Annotated in this window: 18 protein-coding genes; 6 read left to right on the top strand and 12 right to left on the bottom strand. The window is 64.3% G+C overall.

Annotation, left to right across the window (positions count from 1 at the left end; all coding sequences use genetic code 11):
- Positions 1-14: 14 nt before the first annotated feature.
- From EB235_RS31110 to EB235_RS31075, 8 genes are read right to left on the bottom strand one after another with little or no spacing between them, the layout of a single operon-like run.
- On the bottom strand, positions 15-713 hold the full coding sequence (locus EB235_RS31110; RefSeq protein WP_027033600.1) for a hypothetical protein: 699 nt from the start codon (positions 711-713) through the stop codon (positions 15-17).
- 41 nt (positions 714-754) lie between these two features.
- The gene (locus EB235_RS31105; protein ID WP_027033601.1) at positions 755-1,789 is read right to left on the bottom strand and encodes a DUF4438 domain-containing protein; all 1,035 of its coding nucleotides are present in this window, start codon (positions 1,787-1,789) and stop codon (positions 755-757) included.
- On the bottom strand, positions 1,786-2,622 hold the full coding sequence (locus EB235_RS31100) for a hypothetical protein (protein ID WP_032925960.1): 837 nt from the start codon (positions 2,620-2,622) through the stop codon (positions 1,786-1,788). The genes EB235_RS31105 and EB235_RS31100 overlap by 4 nt, the downstream gene beginning before the upstream one ends.
- A 30-nt stretch (positions 2,623-2,652) precedes the next feature.
- Positions 2,653-3,756, bottom strand: coding sequence for a hypothetical protein (locus tag EB235_RS31095; RefSeq protein ID WP_027033603.1), 1,104 nt, complete (start codon positions 3,754-3,756; stop codon positions 2,653-2,655).
- 39 nt (positions 3,757-3,795) lie between these two features.
- On the bottom strand, positions 3,796-4,473 hold the full coding sequence (locus EB235_RS31090) for a hypothetical protein (protein WP_027033604.1): 678 nt from the start codon (positions 4,471-4,473) through the stop codon (positions 3,796-3,798).
- Positions 4,474-4,496: 23 nt separating this feature from the next.
- Complete coding sequence (locus EB235_RS31085) at positions 4,497-6,257, bottom strand: hypothetical protein (RefSeq protein WP_245268897.1); 1,761 nt, start codon at positions 6,255-6,257, stop codon at positions 4,497-4,499.
- Positions 6,258-6,268: 11 nt separating this feature from the next.
- Positions 6,269-7,561, bottom strand: coding sequence for a hypothetical protein (locus EB235_RS31080; protein ID WP_032925961.1), 1,293 nt, complete (start codon positions 7,559-7,561; stop codon positions 6,269-6,271).
- A 31-nt stretch (positions 7,562-7,592) separates the two neighbouring features.
- Positions 7,593-8,645 carry a hypothetical protein gene (locus EB235_RS31075; RefSeq protein WP_027033607.1) on the bottom strand — a complete coding sequence of 351 codons (1,053 nt, stop codon included), beginning with the start codon at positions 8,643-8,645 and terminating at the stop codon, positions 7,593-7,595.
- 292 nt (positions 8,646-8,937) lie between these two features.
- Between EB235_RS31075 and EB235_RS31070 the strand changes: the two genes are divergently transcribed.
- From EB235_RS31070 to EB235_RS31055, 4 genes are all read left to right on the top strand, one after another.
- A complete protein-coding gene (locus tag EB235_RS31070) occupies positions 8,938-9,141 on the top strand; it encodes a hypothetical protein (RefSeq protein WP_027033608.1) in 204 nt (67 codons plus the stop codon).
- Between the two features lie 101 nt (positions 9,142-9,242).
- Entirely contained in the window at positions 9,243-10,262 is a 1,020-nt protein-coding gene (locus EB235_RS31065; RefSeq protein ID WP_027033609.1) for an isopenicillin N synthase family dioxygenase, read from the top strand.
- 295 nt (positions 10,263-10,557) lie between these two features.
- Positions 10,558-11,247 carry an SDR family NAD(P)-dependent oxidoreductase gene (locus tag EB235_RS31060; RefSeq protein ID WP_027033610.1) on the top strand — a complete coding sequence of 230 codons (690 nt, stop codon included), beginning with the start codon at positions 10,558-10,560 and terminating at the stop codon, positions 11,245-11,247.
- A gap of 413 nt (positions 11,248-11,660) precedes the next feature.
- Positions 11,661-11,912 carry a DUF768 domain-containing protein gene (locus EB235_RS31055; RefSeq protein ID WP_027033611.1) on the top strand — a complete coding sequence of 84 codons (252 nt, stop codon included), beginning with the start codon at positions 11,661-11,663 and terminating at the stop codon, positions 11,910-11,912.
- Between the two features lie 54 nt (positions 11,913-11,966).
- Here EB235_RS31055 and EB235_RS31050 read toward each other — a convergent pair whose 3' ends face one another.
- Together EB235_RS31050 and xseA are read right to left on the bottom strand one after the other, a co-directional pair.
- On the bottom strand, positions 11,967-13,109 hold the full coding sequence (locus EB235_RS31050; protein ID WP_027033612.1) for a P1 family peptidase: 1,143 nt from the start codon (positions 13,107-13,109) through the stop codon (positions 11,967-11,969).
- A 7-nt stretch (positions 13,110-13,116) separates the two neighbouring features.
- Positions 13,117-14,682, bottom strand: coding sequence for an exodeoxyribonuclease VII large subunit (gene xseA / locus EB235_RS31045; RefSeq protein ID WP_027033613.1), 1,566 nt, complete (start codon positions 14,680-14,682; stop codon positions 13,117-13,119).
- A 119-nt stretch (positions 14,683-14,801) separates the two neighbouring features.
- Between xseA and EB235_RS31040 the strand changes: the two genes are divergently transcribed.
- Positions 14,802-17,012: a bifunctional diguanylate cyclase/phosphodiesterase gene (locus EB235_RS31040; protein WP_027033614.1), complete on the top strand. Its 2,211-nt coding sequence runs from the start codon at positions 14,802-14,804 to the stop codon at positions 17,010-17,012.
- 6 nt (positions 17,013-17,018) lie between these two features.
- Here the strand turns inward: EB235_RS31040 and EB235_RS31035 are convergent, their stop codons facing one another.
- The gene (locus EB235_RS31035) at positions 17,019-17,975 is read right to left on the bottom strand and encodes a LysR substrate-binding domain-containing protein (protein WP_027033615.1); all 957 of its coding nucleotides are present in this window, start codon (positions 17,973-17,975) and stop codon (positions 17,019-17,021) included.
- 177 nt (positions 17,976-18,152) lie between these two features.
- On the opposite strand from EB235_RS31035, the gene EB235_RS31030 reads away from it, so the two are divergent.
- Positions 18,153-18,443 (top strand): DUF1127 domain-containing protein, encoded by a 291-nt coding sequence (locus EB235_RS31030; RefSeq protein ID WP_027033616.1) that lies wholly within the window; start codon positions 18,153-18,155, stop codon positions 18,441-18,443.
- A gap of 169 nt (positions 18,444-18,612) precedes the next feature.
- On the opposite strand, the gene EB235_RS31025 is transcribed toward EB235_RS31030, so the two are convergent.
- Positions 18,613-19,644, bottom strand: coding sequence for a DUF937 domain-containing protein (locus EB235_RS31025; RefSeq protein WP_027033617.1), 1,032 nt, complete (start codon positions 19,642-19,644; stop codon positions 18,613-18,615).
- Between the last annotated feature and the right edge of the window lie 33 nt (positions 19,645-19,677).

The raw sequence follows: 19,677 nt of genomic DNA, 5'->3' as shown, positions 1-19,677 counted from the left end.
GATCTCCCTTGGTTTCAGTTGTTGCGCATCAGCCCCATTTCATCGAATGTCGTGCTGTTGGGGTCGTAAAGCAGCGGCCGCTCCCGGTCCTGCAGCCAGCCCTCGTAGTTCCTCGCACGCCTTGGATGCATGGCCTGACGAGTGAGACGAGCAGCCTGGACCAGGATCTGGCCCGGCTGCAGATTGCGGATCGCGGTGTTGACCCTTGGATCGGCGCGGCTTGGCTGCCGATAATGCTCGGTCAGTCTCTGCGCGATCGAATTGTTGCCCTTGGTCATGCCGATGCTGAGCGGGCGGTTGCGGTCGATGCCGGCGCGGGTGATGCGATAGACCTGCGGGCCCGGCGCCAGGAAAGGCCGCAATGTCGCATCGACACTCCCGCCCCGCCTTGCAGCGGCGCGCGCCGCGTCGATCGCCGCCAGCGAGACCGGCGCCGTCCAGCCGCGCCAGCCTGGCAATTGCGAGCCCCTGGCTCGTGCCGAGGTCTGGCCGCGTGCTGACCGTGGCGCGCGTCGCACGGTCGCCTCGTCGAAAGAGGCGTCGCCGCCGCATCCGCAACCGCAACCGCCGCTCGGAAAATGCCGGCGCCTGCCTTCGACGGCGCGAAAACCCTGCTGCCGCCGGCAACGCGTGCAGCCGCAAGGCGAGCGGTGGCCGACCGTCTGCGCGGCCTCGTTGACCAGCGCGTCGAGTTGTTCGTCCAGATATGACATGCCGATCCTCCTCGTACCTTGTTTCTCCGCTCAGGCCGGATCTACCCGGATCCAGTCACCATGCTCGGGTCCGACGCCGTGGCCCGCCGGCGCAGCCGTGCCACGGTCCGTTCCCTTTGCTCGACCGTCGGCAGGGGAAACGACGGCTGTGCCGGCCGCGGCGGTCGAATGTCCAGATAGCGCGCGATGTTGGCGTCAGGGCTGAGCTCCAGTTGCAGAACCGAAGCCGGCGCCGAAAGCAGCGAGACGACGCCCGGCCCATGCCCAGCGACCGTGCTGTCGCTATGCACGATCACGCCCACCGACACATGTCCTCCCAGCCGTGACCGGCCATAGCGGTTGTCCGCATCCATGATGCCGACAATGTCGCCGAAGCGCAGCGATCCGAGCCTGTAGCGCCGCACCATGCCGGGATCGGACATCTGGATGTCGTAGTCACCGCGCAGCACGTTGTTGCGGCCGAGGCCCGATCCCATGACACGCGCGGGAATGCGGTGCGTCACCTTGACGTGGATCCTGCCGTTGCGTTCGACCGGCCGCCAGCGCGCCAGCAGCCTTGGCGAGCAGTTCCAGATCGCGACGTCGGGATAGTCGGTGAGGCGCAGGCCAAGTCCGTAGGCCCAGACCTGGATGCGATCGCCGATTGCCATCTGCCGCATCGCCGGCAGCGGAAAGTCGATCAGCACGGTGTCGACGCCGCCATGCTTGCCAGTCACCACGCCGCGCGCGCCGACCGCGCGTCCTGACGTGACGATCGCGTGATTGCCGACACAGGAATAGCTTTGCAGCGCCTGGTTGGCGGCGTCGGGGCTGCCGCCGGCCGCGCGCGCTTCGTTGCGGATCGACACCGCCGGTTCGACATGGTCGCCGGCCAAGCCGACACAGGGATCGCCGACGCGATGGTTGAGCACGATGCCCCCGGTGCCCGGCAGCGAACGTGGCCTGCCGTCGTAGCCGATGCGCCAGGGCGTGCCTTTCTCGGTCGGCGAGGCGACCTGTCCGGCGACGCTGATCATCACCAGATCGCGCGCATTGGTGCGCAGGCCATGCACCGGGTGGATGCGGGGCGGTTTCATGCCGCCACCTCCGCCGGCGCTAGTTCGTACCAGAGGGCGCAGGCATTGCGCCACGGATCGTCGGCTGTCGCGTCATCATGGTCGGCCGGATCTTCCAGCGCCCAGTCGGTTTCGGTCCAGCCATCGGGCAGCGCCAGGATGACCGGGGCGACCACTTGCACGATCGCGGCATTGCGGCCGCTTGCCGCGATGGGAGCCGCGGCCGGCCAGAGTGCCGGCCCGGACCATCCCGGGATTGCTCCGGGGTGGCGTTTGGTGGGAAATGCCAGCCGCTCAAGATAGTCGCAGAGCGGCGGCCTGGCGCCGTCATTGCCGGCGATGGTAAGAATATAGGTGTTGTCGGGCTGCAGCGCGGCAGAGAGCGCGATCACGTCGCGCGCGCACTCGTCGAGCGGAGCAGCGGTGCCGGCCACATCGCCAAAACGCGTTTCGAGCGCCGCGCAGCAACCCTCAAAGCGCGGCAACAGCGCCGTTTCCTCGCGCTCTGGCAATGCGCTTTCATACTGGGCGTCACCGATCCAATGCACCCGCGATGACAGGCGGCCATTCTGCCAGGCCCGCCGCCATGGTTCGAGTTCGAGCGTCAGCTCTTTGAGGATGGCGTCGCGCGTGCCCGGGTCGAGCCAACTGCCTCCCATCTGATCGGGCCGACGACGGTAGTATTCATCGTTGTCGAGCAAGGTATAGAAGCCGCGCGGCAGCCATACGCGCGCCGACTGGGAAAGCATCACCGTCACCAGCAACCCCATCGGCGACAGTGCCAGGGGGACGTCGATGACGATGTTCGGCGGCTTGGCCGCGAAACGCCCGGGAAGAGCAAGATGGTGGTCCATCGCTGACACCCTTCAGTCTCGGCGAACAGTTCAGGCGGCTATGCGCGACGCCATGTTGCGGTTCATCCCGTATGACCAGTGCACGCGATCGCCGTCGAGGCCGGGGAAGCGGCGTCCTTCGCGCGTCAGCCTGTAGGCGGCAAGCCATGCGTCGGCCTGCGAGCCCATCTTCTTGGCATCGGCATCGAACTCCGCCGGCGTGATCGTTGTGCGGAAATCGTTCTCGGCGATGTATTGCAGTGTCCGCCGGCCCGCGTCGGCCATCTTGGCGCGCTGCGACATCTCGGCGGCCCCGCCCAGATGGCGGTTGGCCACGGCCTCGATGACATCCCATTTGGTGTTGGCGTCGAAGGATCTCTTGATGTCGGGCGCGTCGAACAGCTCGAAGATCTGCTGTACGTACTGGCCGGTTTCCCGCGTCAGCGCCAGGATGTTGCCGTAGCTCGAACGGTCGAGGTGATAGCGCAGGTCCGTGCCGACACGTTGCACCGTGGCGAGTGCCGCGAAGGGCCGGTCGTTGATGGTGGAGCTGCCACGGATGACCTGACCGATGGTCAGATCCTGGAAGTATTGCGACATCGCGTTCATGAAGGCGACCAGTTGGAAGTGGAAGCTGCGGTTGACGATGGCGCCGGCCGGCACCGGCGCGCGGCCATAATTGAAGACGCGGCGATAGGCGATCAGCCGGTCGCGGCGCTTGTAGCGGATTGGCCGCCACTTCTCGAGGATGTAGAGCCCGCGCGCGCCAGGGCCGCGCTGGATGCGGATCTGGCCGTTCTGGAACAGCCGGCGCAGCACGTCCACCACCTGGAACAGCTTCATGCGATCCATCTGGTAGATGTAATAGAGTTCGGCCGAGGCCTGTAGTTGCGGCGGGATGATGGATTCGTCGAAATCATTGCGCAGCTGCGGCATCTGCAGCGCATCGAACGGCTTGAGCGGCCCGTCGCCGAAGCCGACCAGATCGGCGAAGCTGGTGGGCGTCGCGCTGGACGAACGGTCGAGCAGGTCACCGTAGCGCCCCTCGAACTCGCTTTCGAATGCGGCGCGGTCCGCCGGCGACAATCCGGGCAGCTCGTCCCTGAAGAAGCGCTGGAACAGCCGTTGGATGACCTCATTGGATTCGCTAGCCATAACAGACCTCATATTGCTCGAATTGGCGGCTCACTGTTTTCACGCTTTGGGCGGCTGTTGGGACGACGGGTCCGGACTGTCCTCGATGGCCTTCCAGACGGCGGGCGCCAGCTCGAAAAACCGAACCAGTTCGCTGTCGCTGATCACGGCGGGAAGACCGTGGTCGATGGCCGGGACGCCGCGCATACGCTTGATGAATTCGGTGCGCCTGACGTCCTGAGGCTTTCCTTTCTGGAATGCCACGATTTCGTGCAACGAGGCGAATTTCGCCTGGTTCAACCATTGTCCAGCGGTCGTCCGCCCGACGATGTCGCCGGTCGTGTCGACCGCGGCGGCATAGAGCGCCGTGACATTGTCCTTTTCCGGCACGCCGAACGACTGCATCGTCCTGTCGATCTGATGCAGGCTCTTGCCGATCTCGCCAAGCTTCTTGTCGATGGCCTCGCCATTGGGCTGCTTCTGCAGCCCAATGGCGACGGTTTCGATCGCAACGGTCAACCGCTCGAAGATCTGCTTCGACCGTTCGCCATCCGGAAAGCCCTTGATTGCCCTGGCGACGTCGCCAATGGCCTTCTGCGTGCCCTTGCTGCCGTTGTCGACCTTGTCGGCCAACAGGTCGATCGATTGCGGCGTCTCGGCTTCCGCCTCGAAACGGACCTTGATCCCGGCGTGGAACTTGTTGGCCGGATGGTAGGGAAACGGGATTTTCAGTGCCATTGTCGTTTTCCTTTCCTGACCGTTCAGGCCGACCAATAGTCGGGGCGGTTCTGGCCCATGCTCGCCATCGAACTCGCGATCGGCGACGGCATCTGGACCGGGCTCGGCAGGTTGGTATTCTGGCCGAAGGTGTTCTGCAGGATCGAACGGATCATCGTGCGGATCAGCGACTGGTTGTTGCGGAAATTGAAGACGTTGAAGTCGCATTGCGGGGTCAGCGAGCGCACCAGGCGCTCGGTCTGGTCCTCGGCCTGGTAGAAGGTGCGCAATTCACGCACCATCAGCCCTTTCAGGCCGGGATCCCAGGCGCCAGGACCACCGAAGGGGCCGAGCAGTTCGCCGGAGATGGTGCCGAGCTTGCTCTTCAGCTTGTCGCTGAATTCGCACAGCAGCACGCCGGGGTTTTTCAACTGGTCGGTCAGGTCCAGCACCGCGTCGGCAACGATGCCCACCGTGGTCGCCCGCCTTTCCTGCTCGCCAAGCCCGTCCGGATCGGTGCCGACCGCGTAGAGATCGATCGACCGGTCGAGCAGGAACAACATGTAGTCGAGCAGCACCTGGCAGCTGATGTTGTCATCGTCGCAGCCGCAGCCGGCGAAACAGTCGACCTGTTCGAGCAGGAAACCGCGCGCGATGGTTAGGTTCATCAGCCGGACGGCGCCCTGGTCGGGACCACCGGCGCCATAGAGGCCATAGACGATGATCGGCGGGCGCGCGACATAAAGCAGCCGCGAACTGCCCTTGGCGACGAAGGCATCGACGAAAAGCTGCAGGCTGGAGACGAACGCCACCAGCGGCGGCGATTCCGGGGGCCCAGAGGTAATCGGCACGTCGATCGGCACCGGGATGCTCTGGCCGAACTGTATCAGGCGTTGGAAGCGGTGAACCAGCATGGCGGACGCCGTTGACAATTCCCGCAGGCTCTCAACGCTGGCGCCGGTCGACAGGTCGACCAGGTCGTCCATCGCTTGCGACAGCGCGTTCTCTTCCAGAAGCGCGCGCAAATCTGCCTGGCCGCCCGCTTCCAGCTGCAATACCAGGTTGCGATAGGCTTCGATGCCGCGCGGCCAGTCCTCCTGGCCAAGCGCGCTTTCCACCGATCCGGTCAGGCTTCGCAGCGCCATGATGACGGCGTTGCGGCGCGCCTGCAGTTCACCGGCCGCCGAACGCACGATCGACGTGCTGCGGGTGATGCCGTTGGACGCCAGGCCTTCGCCGATGGCGACGAGGATGAGGCCGGCCAGCACATCGCAGCTCTGCGCCAGGCGCCGGAACAGGATGGCGCTGCCATCGGTCAGCGTGCCGACATAGCGCGCCAGCCGCGAATACTCGCCGAGCTGCCGGCGCGCCGACATGGCGCGGTCGTGATTGACCGAATCCAGCGACAGCCGGGCGGCGGCCAGCCCGTCATTGGCGAGTTGCCGGATCGAACGGCCCCAGCCGATCAACTCGATGCGGATGTCCTTAAGCGGCGAGGAGGTCGACAGCGTCTGCAGGTCGCGTTCAAGATCGTCCTGCGCCTGCGCCATCTCGACCGAGGACGGGCCGGTGTTCTGCACCCGCGGCACATAGTCGGGCACGCTGGAATAGGCCAGGCCGGCGCGCTCGCGACGGTCCCTGTCGGCTTCCTCAGGGTAGAAACTCAGGAGCGCGTTGGCGATCTGGTCGGGATCGCGCGGATCACTGACACGCAATGTCTTGCGCAGCAGATTGTCCACGGCAACCGTGGCGGGCGACCGAAATTTCGAGACCGGGCTGGCGGCGGTTGTAAATAGGTCGACCATGACATCTCACCTCATGCAACGAGTGCGGCTGGGGACGGTTGCGCAGTGGGCCGTCGGTTTGCCTGACGCTGGGCCAGGTTTCGGATGACGAGCTTGGCAATGGCATCCGGTTCGGCGCCGGCCTCCAGCGCGAAACGGCTGGCCGACACAAGAAAACGTGGCGGCAGGTCAGGCACTCGCCCCGCCGCGATCAGGATTCCGCCACGGCGGATGCGGGCCTCGTCGGCGCGCGTGAAAGGAATGGCGTCGGCCAGCGCGTGCTGACCAAGACCGCGCCGTGGCTGGTAGGCGATCTCGTCGACCAGTGCCGGGATGACACGTGGCACCGAAGCAAGCAGGATCGGAGGCAGCCTGTGGCCGCGGGCTGGGTTGTAGAGGCCGCGCCAGACGCGCTCGGCGCGGGCCGCTTCGTCGGCAAAGCCCATGCGGCGCAGCATTTCGGTCAGGATCAGAACCCTGATCCAGCCGGTTGGATGCGCACCGCCGGGGCGATAGGTGAGGGCGCGCGCACCAGGATGGGCAAGAAACTCCATCATGCCCCAGACCGACGCGGTGCCGCCAAGCAGCAATGCCGCGAGATCGGCGAAGATCTCCTTGTGCCAGCGGCGCATGATCGTCACCACGAGCGGGTCGAAACGCATTGAGGCCAGTCGGTTGGCAACCGCTTGCGCGTTTTCTTGCCAGAGTCCCATGTCGGCCTGCAGATTGTGTGCGACCTCGTGCAGGAAGACCGATTGCCAGGGATTGTCGCGATCCCAGGGAATGCGGATCACCGGGAATGGATTGCTGTCACCGAGCAGGCGGGCGAGTGCCACGCCGCGGCGTTGGGTGGCCGGCGAATAGCCATGTTCCATATAGGTCAGCGGCTTCAAGAGCGGGCCACGGAAGACGCCCGGCAAGGCCTCACGGACAACGGTGTAGCAGTCGAGCGCGATCGCGTCATGGGCGGCGAGCGCCGGAGCGAAGCCAGAGCCACGCTGCGACATCACCTCGAAGAACATGCCGAAGGTGCGACGCAGACGGTCTATGCTGCGGTCGAGCATTGCCATCTGGGTGAGCGCGGCCTGGGCCGTTGCGGGTGGCCAGCCACGCTCGATCGCGGCGATCTGCCGGTTGATGGTGTTGCCGATGGTCGCCAGCCGCTTGTTAGCGGCGTGGAAGTGAGCCCGCGACGGCGCATAGGGCAGGTCTTCGGGACGAAGCCCGATGCGCCGCGGCGTCAGGCGGTTCAGGCGCTGTGCACGAGCCTTCAAAGCCCGCAGTTTGGTGTCCAGGAACCGCCTGGTCGAAGAACCCGTGCGCATCGCCACGATCCTTCCGTTGCAAGTCGGGGCTTCAGTTCGGCCGGATGGTGATGCTGACCGGACCGCGGATCGTGATCCGCCGGCGACGGCCATGGTGCTGGCCATATCCGCCTGGCCAACCACCAGCAGCCCGCCCGGCGCCCAAGGCTCGCCCCGCGATACGTGCAAGATTTTGTCCTGGAGCCATGCCGGCACGAACCGCCGCCGCGGTGCGGCGCACGATCTGGCGCCCTCTCTGCAGGGGTCGCGTCAATTGCCGGCGCAGACCTTGCCCGCGTGCCGCGACACGGCGCGCGGTGCGCGCCAGAACCAGGGGCCGGACCGACGCCGGCGTGCGGCGCGTGACGGCCGTACGGCGAACGCTGTTGGCGATCCGGGGCAGCGCGCGGATTGCGGTTGGTCCGCCACGGTTGACAAGCTGGGTAGCAGCACGGCGCACGGTGCGAATTGCCTGTGCGCGTGCCGCGGCAGGCATGCGCGCCGCCACCGGGCCAAGCACTCGTCTCGTTGCAAGCGCGGCGACAAGTGGGATGGCGGCACGATTGCGCACCGCCAGCTCGGCGAATGCGTCAAGCGCCTCGTCTTCGGACGCTTCATCCGCCATCAGCTGGCCGACGACATTGGCGACACCACCAATGGCGGTGCCGACGCCAGGAATGAGGCTGGCGACGGGTGCCACCGCACGAGCAATGCGGCCGATCGTGGGAGCGGCGCGTCGGACGGTGCGCACGACGCCGCGAATGCCCCGGGCGATACGGCGGAAGAACTCGTCGCTGTCTTCGGCCGCAAGCGCGTAGCTCATCGCCTGATCCCAGGCATCGTCGTCGGACTCATCGCCTTCGTCGAAGCCGTCGCCTTCGTCGAACTCGTCACCGGCATCGAATTCGTCACCGGCGTCCATCTCGTCGAAGCCGGAGGCCTCGAACTCGTCGCCTTCGTCAAAGCCGTCGCCTTCGTCGGCCTCATCGGCGCCGTCAAAGCCATCGCCTTCGTCCATTTCGTCGAATTCGTCGTAGCTGTCGGCAGGGCCTTCCGCTTCATCAAAGGCAAGGTCGTCGAACATCGATTCGTCATACCCGTCCATCTCGAGATCTCCTCTTGAGCGATCGGCCCCTCAGGGGAGCGGGACCAAAGCGATTAACGCCGGTCGGGATAGTCGCCCCTGAGGCAATGGCTCTCAAGTCGGCAGTAACGGGTAGCCTAAAGGTGGTCGCCAATATCAGCGACTGTTCAGTCGAATGATTCTGTGCGTAATCGTAATTATACTGTGAATATTATTTTATCTTTATTTTCACCAGTTTTGATCAAGGGGAGATGATTGTCGCGCCTTGGCGGCTAAATCTGGCGCGCAACACGCATGATTCCAGCCATCGGTCTTGGATAACGGGCTGACGATCTATGCGAAGGCGGCGTGCTGTAGCTATGCAGGCGGCTTCCGCTTTCCCACGTATTTACGCGAATGGATCGCGATCATCATCTGCTTCCGCCTGCGAATGGAAAAATTGTTCGTCGCGGCCGCGACGAAGGACCGATCGTTTCTTTCCCGGCAACCCGAAGTCGATGAGACTCGCCAGCACTGATGGCAACTACGGTCGCGGAAAAGTGCCTGCATGTTCAATCGGCTGGGTTTCCGGAAGAGGTTCCAAGCAACTTCCGGAATACGCTGGGAAAGGAGCCTGATATGCCCAGAATAGTGCCTGTGCTCGATCTGAGCCGTCTTGAACAAGGCGCATCGGAGCGCCGGACATTTCTGGCGGACTTGCGTTCCGCCTCGCGTGACATTGGCTTTTTCTACCTGGCCGGACATGGCATCCCCTGGGCCGAGATCAGCGAGGTGCTCACCGCGTCGCGCCGCTTCTTTGCCCTGGCGGAGGCTGACAAGCTCTCGATCGAGATGGTCAAGTCCTCGCAGTTCCGCGGCTACACGCGCGCCGGCGGCGAATTGACCAAGGGCAAGGAAGACTGGCGCGAGCAGCTCGACATCGGCGTCGAGCGCCAACCCATAGCGCAAGGGCCGGGAGTTCCCGCCTGGACGCGGCTGCAGGGCCCGAACCAGTGGCCAGCGGCGCTACCCGATCTCAAACCGTCGCTGCTCGCCTGGCAGGCCAAGGTGACGGCCGTGGCGATCCGGCTGCTGAAGGCCTTCGCGCTGTCGCTCGATCAGCCCGAGGACGCGTTCGACCCGATCTACAGCGCAGAACCCAACCATCGCATGAAGATCGTGCGCTACCCCGGCCGTGACGCGACCGGCGGCAACCAGGGTGTCGGCGCGCACAAGGATGGCGGTTTCCTGACGTTGTTGCTGCAAGATGACAACAAGGGGTTGCAGGTCGATTATGATGGAAGCTGGGTGGATGTGGACCCTATTCCCGGCACGCTCGTCGTCAACATCGGCGAATTGCTTGAACTGGCCTCGAACGGCTATTTGCGCGCGACCGTGCATCGCGTCGTGACGCCGCCCGCCGGCGTAGAGCGCATTTCAGTGCCGTTCTTCTTCAGCGCCAGGCTCGATGCGACCATACCGCTGCTTGGCCTGTCCGAGGAATTGGCGGCGCAGGCGCGGGGCCCGGCTAGTGATCCGGACAATCCGCTGTTTCGCGATGTCGGAACCAACGTGCTGAAAAGCCGGTTGCGCTCGCATCCCGACGTGGCAAAGCGCCACTATGCGGATCTGCTCGAGCCGGAAGCCCCGGCGCGCTGAAGGCGGTGTGGCGAGAAAGAACGGGATTTTCGCGATGCCGGACAATTTTGGAAAATCATTCGTCGCAACCGGCCTAAAATCGGCTCACATCAGAATGATCGTTTGGCGGTTTCCTCCCATTCCACTGAACGGTGTTCCCCTCTGAAGGTTCTGACCTTCTTTTTGGCCGGGCCGGTTTCGCGCCCGGCCATTTTTCTGTGCCGCCGAGCATTGTCGGTGCCGCGCTGATCCGGCAAATTCCCAGGCCATTCGCTCCGGTCGGCGATCGCGATCAATGCAAAACAGGAGAGTTCTCATGACATCCAATGTCGCCATCATCGCAGGTGTCGGGTCCGGATTGAGCGCCTCGCTTGCGCGTCTTCTTGCGAAAAACGGGTTCCAGGTCGTTCTGGCGGCCCGTAACGTCGAAAAGCTTGACGCTCTGCGGGCCGAGACCGGCGCGCAAGCCGTGGCAACTGATGTCTCCGACGCCGCGTCGGTGGAGCACCTGTTCGAGGTCGCCGACAAGGCCGGCACGCTCTCGCTGGTGGTTTTCAACGCCAGCGGACGTGCTCGTGGGCCGATAGCCGAGCTCGATCCCGAGGCGGTTCGACAGGCTTTGCTGGTCGGCGCCTATGGCGGGTTCCTGGTCGGACAGCAGGCGGCCCGGCGGCTGGTGGCTCTGGGCTCGGGTTCGATCCTCTTCACCGGGGCGACGGCAAGCGTCAAAGGGTTCGCGGGCTCAGCCGGTTTTGCCATGCCCAAATTCGGCTTGCGCGGGCTGGCGCAGTCCATGGCCCGCGAACTGGCGCCGAAGAACGTCCACGTCGCGCATTTCATCATCGATGGCGGCATTGCATCGGCCGCGTCCGCAGGGGATTCCGATACGCCGGATCGCCGGCTGTCGCCGGATGCGATCGCCGAGGCCTATCTCTCCATCCATCGCCAGCACCGCAGCGCCTGGACTTGGGAAATGGAGTTGAGGCCTTGGGTGGAGACGTTCTGACGGGGGTGCGCTGGGTGCGACTTTGTGGGCCTTATGGGCAAGATCGAGGGAGTCGACATTGCGTGAGGATATCACTATATACCGGCGACTTCGGCCCGCGTGCTTGAAAACCGCCTGTTGAAGCAACCGTGAATATGTTACGCATTGCGCCCATCTTTTGTGACGAAAATCGGCTCGGAAACCGGAAATAAGCAAACAGAAACAGTGGCGCGAAGCTGGGTTGATCCAGCCAACGGTACCGACCCACCAGAATCAGAAATGTTCGTGAATCCTCGATTTCCTTCAGCGTTGTGGACCTTGGACGGCATCGGCTTGCCGGGTGACCGCGACTCGGCTCGAATGGGAACATGCATCCTTCATGGGATGCTGGCGTTTATGATTACCAACCGGCTTTGCCGCCAGGGAACAGCAGTATGAGCGAACACGCGATCGAGTTCTTGCGGGGATGGATCGGCGAAAAGGTCCATTGCCAGTCCCAGGCGAGGATCGACAAGCAGGCCGAGACATTGGCCAAGGAATGCGCTGCCAAGGCCGCCGAAGTCGGCATTCATCTGGAGGATATCCAGGAAGAAGTCGGCGACATCAAGGAACTGATTGCATCCCGGCTCGAGGAAGCCGCCGAGGCCGACCAGCATCAGCAGGCGTCCGCCAAAGCCGCGGGATAATTCGCAGAGGCAATCTTGTCTGAAACGCGCGGGCTGTTAGCCCGCGTTTCCGTATCAGCCCTCAGCCGACTTCTCGTTCAGCCCAAACTTTTCTTTGAGCCATGCCTTCGGCAGTGCCGGCACGAAATTGCCGTCGCGCCCGGTGATGTCGTCATTGGCGACCAGGGCGTTGAGGATCGATTCCTCCACCGTCTGGATCACCGCATCGAAAAACGGATCGATGTCGGTGTCCGGGATGAAGGTGGCATTGGCGATCCGGCCCGACGGCGCCAGCGCCGCGGCAGGATTGGCTGTCGAGAAGGCCAGAAAGATATCGCCCGAGCTGTGGTAGCCGAAGCCGCCGGTCATGGCGACGCCGAGCGGCACGCGGCGCGCCAGCCGCTTCATCTGATGCGGCAGGAACGGCGCATCGGTGGCGATGACGGCAATGATCGAGCCTTTTTCCGCATGCCGCGCGTCGTCTCGGATCGCCGATTCGGCGAGCGCTGGCTCGACGCGCTGGCCGCGAAGCGTGAAATTGCGCAGCTTGCCGAAATTCGACTGCACGAACGCGCCGACCGTGTAGGTGCGCCCCTGCCACCCGACGATACGCGACGCCGTGCCCGAGCCGGCCTTGAAGCCGAAGGTGATCATGCCGGTGCCGCCGCCGACGCTGCCTTCCTCGATTGGTCCGCTGACCGCATCATCGAGCGCCTGGGCCACGTGCTCAAAGGTCAGATGGTGGCCGTTGATGTCGTTGAGGAACCCGTCATAGGTCTCCGCCGCTACCGGCAGGCCCCAGCCGCTGTCGAGCGCGGCCGGCAACACGCGTTGCATCCAGCGCAGCGTGCCGTCACGCGAAACACCGCAGGAATGCGTGTTGGTGATGGTGATCGGGAAGTTGAAAGCGCCGGTTTCCTCGATGATGTGCGAGCCGGTAAGCTCGCCATTGCCGTTCTGGCTGAAAATGCCGGCAAAGACCGGCGTGGCGAGCTCAGCAAGCGGCCTGGGCAGGATCGCGGTGACCCCGGTGCGCACCGGCCCCTTGCCGACAACCAGCGCGCCATCGCCCGAAATCAGCGTCGCATAGCCGACCGCAACGCCGGGCACATCTGTGATGGCGTTAAGCGAGCCCGGCGTGCCGTCAAAACCGATGCCGAAGCTTCGGGCGCGCGGTTTGCCTGACGGCGTTTTCAGGTGATGCGAACTATCGGTCATGGGCGTCTCAGAATAGGGAGCCTTGGTTGCCGGGTTCCTTGGTCTTGGTCGCAGGCCTCGCAACCGGCTTCGGCCGCGCGGCACCGCTGGTTGCCACCGCTTCCGCTGTGCCGTCGGCGAACTCTAGCGAAAGCGCCATCCCCGATGCCACATCGGCCGCCTGCTTGATGACGGCGCCTTCGGCATCCTTAACCAGGGCAAAGCCGCGCGCCAGAACGGCCTTGTGCGAAAGCGTGGTCAGCAGGCGTTCGGCCTGGCTCAACTGGCCGCGCAGGCGCTCGAGCCGCAGCGAGATGACCCGATCCTGCCGCCTTGCGAGCGCCGTCAGCGCGTCCCCTTGCAGTTTCTGCCGGCGTACGATCGGTGCAGGCGAGAGCCGCGTCGCGGTGCGCGCAAAGCGTGCACGCCGCTCGCGCACGATGGCAAAAAACGCCGCCTGCGCCCGGGCAAGGTCGCGGCCGGTCAGCGTGCGCGCCTCGTTCATGCGCCGCGACAGCGTGGCCGGCGTCAGCCTTTGGCCCTGGAGACGCGCCCGCTTGCGATCGACGCTGACGGACAGGCCGCGGCCGAGCCTCGATGTTGCCTCGTCGAGCCGCCGCCGCGGCAGCGCCAGCAATTGATCGGGCGAGGGCAGCGCGCGCGCCGCCGCACGGGCGGCCTGCCGTTTGCGTTCGAAATTGCGCAGCACCGCTGCCTTGAGCCTCGCACCGAGGCTGGCCAGCGTCGCTTCGAGGTCGGCCTTCACCGGCACGGCGATTTCAGCCGCGCCCGTCGGGGTCGGCGCCCGCACATCCGCGACAAGGTCGATCAGCGTCCAGTCGGTCTCGTGGCCGACGGCGGAAATCACCGGAATGCCGGAGGCGGCAACGGCGCGGGCCAGCGCCTCGTCGTTGAAGCCCCACAAATCCTCGAGGCTGCCGCCGCCGCGCGCCACGATCAAGAGATCGGGGCGCTGGATAGGGCCGTCCCAAGCCAGCGCATTGAAGCCGGTGACGGCATTGGTCACTTCAGCACCCGATGTTTCGCCCTGCACGCGCACCGGCCAGACCAGCACATGCAGCGGAAAACGGTCCTTGATGCGGTGGATGATGTCGCGGATGACCGACCCTGTCGGCGAGGTGACGACGCCGATGACGCCCGGCATGAACGGCAGCCGGCGTTTGCGGCCGGCCTCGAACAGCCCTTCTGCCTGCAGTCGGCGCTTGCGCTCTTCCAGCAGCGCCATCAGCGCTCCGGCACCTGCGGGCTCCAGATTGTCGATGACGATCTGGTAGTTGGACTTGCCGGGATAGGTGGTGAGTTTGCCGGTGGCGATCACCTCCATCCCTTCCTCGGGACGGAATTTCAGCCGGCTCATCGTGCCTTTCCATACCACGGCATCGAGCCGGGCACGGTCATCCTTCAGCGCGAAATAGGCATGGCCGGAGGAATGCGGCCCGCGATAGCCGGAGATTTCACCGCGCACCCGCACATTGCCGAAGACGTCTTCGACCGTGCGCTTCAGCGCGCCGGAAATCTCGCTCACCGTGTATTCGGTGGCGTTGGTGCGTGATTCGGATGCGGCATCGCTCATTAGCCGATTGGGGGACGGTTGAGCGCCGGCGTCAAGGCGCCAGTGCTGAGCCAAATGTTATAACGCGATCTTAAGGCTGGTTTGGTTGACTGGCGCCCAACGAAGCTGGCCAAGGACGCATGAGCGCACGCGCACATCGTAGCCCATTGACGTATCAGGTCACGCTGACCGTGCTGGCGCTTGCCGCTTTTGCGCTGGTCATGGTCGTGGGCTTCGGTTTCTACGCCGCCGTGCAGGCTGACCGCGTTTCGCTCGAGCGCCAAAAGATATTCTTCGCCAACGGCTTGCAGGATCAGATCGCCGCCGTCGAGCGCGAGCAGGAAAGTGTCTCAGTCTGGGACGATTCCGTCACCAACGCCAAGTCGGGCAATCAGGCCTGGATGGCCGAGAACCTCAGCGTCTGGATGTATTCTTACTACGGTCACAACCGCGTCTACGTGCTGGATGACGCCAGCCGTCCAGTCCACGCCATGCGTGAGGGAAAGGTGGTGTCGCCGGACCTTTATGCCGAGGACGAAACCGCCTTGCGACCCACCGTCGAAAAGCTGCGCGGCCTGATCGCCAGACCGCCGGACGCGACCGGGGCCGGCGGCCCGGTCAAGATGGTTGCCGAAGATCTGGTGGCGCTCGGCGGCAAGCCGGCCATCCTCAGCATCATGCCGCTGGTGCCAAGTTCCGACCGCGTCACGCAGGCGCGGGGCAGCGAATATCTGCATGTCTCCGTGGAGTTCATCAACGACACCGTTATCGGCAAGATCGCTGAGAAGTACCTGCTCGATGGCGCCCACCTGCTGCCTCTGTCGCAATCGGTCGGCTCGGCTGCCATTCCGCTGATGGATTCGCGCGGTGTTATTCTCGGCTATATCGGCTGGGATCAGGAGCGACCCGGTCTGACACTGATACGCAAGGCCGGTCCGGCATTGATCGCCGGCATGCTGCTTGCCGCAGGTGCGTTGGCTTTTCTCTTGCGGCGCCTGCGACGGACATCGCTGGCGCTGCAGACAAGTCAGGCGGACGCACAGTATCTCGCTTTTCACGACACGCTGACGGGACTTCCAAACCGGGCCCTTTTTGAGGATCGGCTGCTGCGGGCCTTGCTTACGACCGGGCGCGATACGGCAAGGATGGCTCTGCTCTATCTCGACATCGATCGCTTCAAACACGTCAACGATACGCTCGGTCATCCCGCCGGCGATGAACTCGTGCGCCAGACAGCGGCCAGGCTTCAGAGGATGGTCCGCGAAATCGATACAGTGGCGCGCCTAGGCGGCGACGAGTTCGCGATCATCCTCGTCGATATTCGCGATACCAGGGTAGCCGAGGATATTTCAGAACGGCTGCTGCGGAAATTGCAGGAGCCTTTCCGGCTGATGGACGACCAGGTCTTCGTCAGCGCCAGCATCGGCATAGCCCTGGCGTCGGGTCCAAAGGTCGATGCCGACGATCTGCTGCGCAAGGCTGATATTGCGCTCTACGAGGCCAAGAAGAATGGCCGCGGCCGCTATCAGGTCTTCGCCGGTGACATGGACGACCTGTTGCTGCGCAAGCGCAAGGTCGAGAACGCGCTCCGCCGCGCCCTCCGTGGCGGGACCGAGATCAAGCTGGCCTATCAGCCGATTTTCGCCGCCGACGGCAGGACAATCGTCGGGGCCGAGGCGCTGATCCGCTGGGCGCATGAGATCCATGGCGCCTTGCCACCGCAACAGTTCATCGCCATTGCCGAGGAACGCGGCATGATCGGCGAGCTTGGCCAATGGGTGCTGCGCGAGGCCTGCCGCTTCGCAGCTGACACGCAATTGCCCTGGGTGGCCGTCAACGTCTCGCCGCTGCAGCTGCGCGACGCCGGTTTTGCCGGGCAGGTCGTGTCGATCCTCGCCGAGACCGGCTTGTCGCCGGCGCGATTGCAGCTCGAGATCACCGAAAGCGTCCTTCTGGAAAATAACGACACGACCAGGATGGTTCTGGAAGCCTTGCGCCGATCGGGCGTTGGCGTCGTGCTCGATGATTTCGGCACCGGCTATTCATCGTTGAATTATCTGCGCCGTCACGTCATCGACAAGCTCAAGATCGACCGTTCCTTTGTGCGCCTGCTCGACGAAGACTCCAGTTCCGCCGCGATCGTCAAGGCGTTGATCGACCTGGCGATAGCGCTCGATGTCGAGGTTACCGCGGAGGGCGTCGAGACCGAGGAGCAAAAGGCGCTGCTCGTCGGCATGGGCTGTCATCAGATGCAGGGTTACCTGCTCGCGCCTCCGCTCGAGCCCGCCCAGTTGCTGCTCTTACCGGGTCTATCGCCCATTCAGAGCAGGCCAGCGTCGGTCCGCGCGTAACGCTGCCTACCAACCCGGCAGGATCTGGTTCGGCCTGGTCCGCTTCATCTTGGCGAAGGCGAGAGCTGCGAAGTCGAATGTTCCCGTCTCCTCGCCCAGCGGCACCGAGATGTTGTCCAGGCTCTCCGAGATGTGGCGGGCGAGCGCATCGACGATCTCCGGCCGCGAGGTCTGGCCGCGCATGATGCCGATGCGGCAGTCGGGCAGGGCGCCGAAGCCGTCGGCTTCGCCCAGCACCCGCATGCCGGGTCGGAGCGCGCATTCCGGCAGCACCGAGACCGCCAGGCCCGAAAGCACTGCTGCGGTGATCACGGTCGCCGAGAAACTGGTGAACAGGATGCGATAGTCGCGCTTCTGCTGGTCCAGCACATCGACGGCGGCCCGCCGCCAGATGCAGTTCGGCCGGCCAAAGGCCATCGGCAGCGTTACCTGCTCATGCGTCGCATGGTTGGCCGAACTGACCCACAGCAGCGGCTCGCGCCGCACCACTTCCGACTGGCCGCGCACGTCATTGTGCGTCACCAGCGCCAGGTCGAGATTGCCGCGCTTGATGTGCTCGACCAGTCCCGGCGTCGGCTCGCAGATGACCGTAAGCTCGACGCGTGGGTTGGAGCGGGTGAATCGCGCCATGATCTCCGGCAGGAAACGGTCGGCATAGTCATCAGGCGTGCCGATGCGGATCGTGCCTTCGAGCCGCTGATCGTCGAAGGCGGCGAGCGTCTCGCGGTTGAGATAGAGCAGCCGTCGCGCATAGGACAGCAGCTTGTCGCCTTCCTCGGTCAGCCGGTTGGTGCGCCCCTCCTTCTCGAACAGCGGCTTGCCGATCCGCTCCTCCAGCCGGCGCATCTGCATCGACACCGCCGACTGGGTGCGGTGCACCTCTTCCGCCGCGCGGGTGAAGCTGCCGGTATCGGCGATCGAGATGAAGGTCTGCAACTGATCGAGATCGAGCGGCGCTTTCATCGGCGTGATCCATCACTAGTGTTGATGCTAAAGATTAGAAACATTCGTTGGATTAATCAATCGGTCGATGGCAAATTGGCATCACCCACATGAAGGCATGTGAATTGGGACCGGAACGGCCGCTGTTGTCAGCGTCTGTTGCCTGGTTTCGTCCGTTCGAGTCTGAAGGAGACCGACATGACCACGATCGATTTCGCCACCGAGACCTCGCGCATCACCTCGCGTCCGGCCGTTGCGATGCGCGTGGCCAACACCGTCTCCAATTTCTATCGCGCCTGGAAAAATCGCCGCGCCTTCTATCGCCTTGGCGAGATGTCGGACGCCGAACTCGCCGATATCGGCCTGACGCGCGCCGACCTGCATGTCGCCATCGACGTGCCCTTTGGCCGCGACCCGACGGTGATCTTGCGTCAGATTGCCAGCGATCGCGTGGAAACGATCGAGGATCTCGCCCGCCAAGTGGCCTGATCGCTGAGTTTCGGTCGTATTGAACCTTTTCAGGTTTCAGCGCGACCAAGGATTATGCAGGCTCCCCACTCCCTGCCGGTTCCCCGCCGGCCTGCCTGCACACTGCCCGGTCCCCCAAGGACCGGGCTTTTCTGTTTTGCTTGCCAGGAAATGACCGTTGGCCGCGCGCCTACCGCCGGTCCATGTCGCGCTTGAACTGATCGAAGATCGTTTCCACGCCCTTCTGGTATTCGTCACGCTGCTGGGCGCCGGTCTCGAACATCTTGCCGAAAATATCGTCGAACGGATTCCTCGGCCGGCCGCTCGGATTGGTCTGCGGCTGCGGGGCCTGTGGCTGCGGGGCCTGTGGCTGCCGCGGTGCCTGAGGCTGCGGCGCCGGCTGACCACCAGGCATGCCGAAGCCGCCGCCGCCACGAAGCATCTCTTCGAAGATCTTCCCCAGCGGGTTGTCTCCATACGGGCTTTGCGTCTGTTGCGGCTGTGGTTGAGCCTGGCCTTGCGGCTGCGGCGCACCGCCACCAAACATGTCCTGCAGCACCTTGCCCAACGGATTGTCGCCATAGGGATTGGGGGATGGCTGCGGCTGGCTTTGCGGCTGCGGCGAGCCACCGCCGAACATGTCCTGCAAGACCTTGCCGAGCGGGTTGTCCATCGGGCTCTGAGGCGGCGCCTGGCGCTGTTGTGGAGCAGGCGCCTGCATGCCGCCTTGCCGCATCATCTGCTCGATGATTTCGCCCAGTGGATTGTTGCCGCCGCCGAAGCCGCCGGCGGCGTGCATCTGACCTGTCGTCTGCTTGAACAGCCCGCCCATCACCATCGAGGCTATCGCCGGCAGCATCTGCTGCAGGACCTGCTGGCTGACGCCGCTTGCTTGCGCCGCCTGGCTGGCCACGGCGCGCGACAGGTCCTTCGAGCCGAACAGGTGCCCGAGAATGCCGTTGCCTTCGTCGACGCCTTGCGGCGAGAAGGCGCGGGTCGCGTCCTCGAAATATTTGGCGTGCTGGCCGCTTGCCATTGCCGTCATGAAGGCGCCGAGCCCGTAGGGATCGGCGGTGTTGCGTTGCAACCCTTGCGAAAAGGCGGGCAGCAGTGCTGCGACCGCCGCCTGTGTCTGCTGCATCGAAAGCCCGTATTGTTGGGCAAGCGCCTGCATGCCGTTGCCGTTCTGGGCCTGCGTCAGCATGTCGAACAAGGTAGGCATCGGCTTCTCCTCCTGAATTCCTCGGAGGAGAGC

This window comes from Mesorhizobium loti R88b (assembly GCF_013170845.1).
GTDB classification, from domain to species: domain Bacteria; phylum Pseudomonadota; class Alphaproteobacteria; order Rhizobiales; family Rhizobiaceae; genus Mesorhizobium; species Mesorhizobium loti_B.
The sequence above is the reverse complement of the archived record's forward strand: the minus strand, read 5'-3'. Positions and strand labels throughout refer to the sequence as shown.

Excerpts from the sequence above, each read along its gene's own strand:
- EB235_RS31025 (WP_027033617.1), bottom strand. The coding sequence starts at position 19,644 with ATGCCTACCTTGTTCGACATGCTGACGCAGGCCCAGAACGGCAACGGC.
- EB235_RS31075 (WP_027033607.1), bottom strand. The coding sequence starts at position 8,645 with ATGGACGGGTATGACGAATCGATGTTCGACGACCTTGCCTTTGATGAA.
- EB235_RS31035 (WP_027033615.1), bottom strand. The coding sequence starts at position 17,975 with ATGAAAGCGCCGCTCGATCTCGATCAGTTGCAGACCTTCATCTCGATC.
- xseA (WP_027033613.1), bottom strand. The coding sequence starts at position 14,682 with ATGAGCGATGCCGCATCCGAATCACGCACCAACGCCACCGAATACACG.
- EB235_RS31060 (WP_027033610.1), top strand. The coding sequence starts at position 10,558 with ATGACATCCAATGTCGCCATCATCGCAGGTGTCGGGTCCGGATTGAGC.
- EB235_RS31105 (WP_027033601.1), bottom strand. The coding sequence starts at position 1,789 with ATGAAACCGCCCCGCATCCACCCGGTGCATGGCCTGCGCACCAATGCG.
- EB235_RS31080 (WP_032925961.1), bottom strand. The coding sequence starts at position 7,561 with ATGCGCACGGGTTCTTCGACCAGGCGGTTCCTGGACACCAAACTGCGG.
- EB235_RS31050 (WP_027033612.1), bottom strand. The coding sequence starts at position 13,109 with ATGACCGATAGTTCGCATCACCTGAAAACGCCGTCAGGCAAACCGCGC.
- EB235_RS31085 (WP_245268897.1), bottom strand. The coding sequence starts at position 6,257 with ATGGTCGACCTATTTACAACCGCCGCCAGCCCGGTCTCGAAATTTCGG.
- EB235_RS31110 (WP_027033600.1), bottom strand. The coding sequence starts at position 713 with ATGTCATATCTGGACGAACAACTCGACGCGCTGGTCAACGAGGCCGCG.
- EB235_RS31095 (WP_027033603.1), bottom strand. The coding sequence starts at position 3,756 with ATGGCTAGCGAATCCAATGAGGTCATCCAACGGCTGTTCCAGCGCTTC.
- EB235_RS31090 (WP_027033604.1), bottom strand. The coding sequence starts at position 4,473 with ATGGCACTGAAAATCCCGTTTCCCTACCATCCGGCCAACAAGTTCCAC.
- EB235_RS31055 (WP_027033611.1), top strand. The coding sequence starts at position 11,661 with ATGAGCGAACACGCGATCGAGTTCTTGCGGGGATGGATCGGCGAAAAG.
- EB235_RS31040 (WP_027033614.1), top strand. The coding sequence starts at position 14,802 with ATGAGCGCACGCGCACATCGTAGCCCATTGACGTATCAGGTCACGCTG.
- EB235_RS31100 (WP_032925960.1), bottom strand. The coding sequence starts at position 2,622 with ATGGACCACCATCTTGCTCTTCCCGGGCGTTTCGCGGCCAAGCCGCCG.
- EB235_RS31065 (WP_027033609.1), top strand. The coding sequence starts at position 9,243 with ATGCCCAGAATAGTGCCTGTGCTCGATCTGAGCCGTCTTGAACAAGGC.
- EB235_RS31030 (WP_027033616.1), top strand. The coding sequence starts at position 18,153 with ATGACCACGATCGATTTCGCCACCGAGACCTCGCGCATCACCTCGCGT.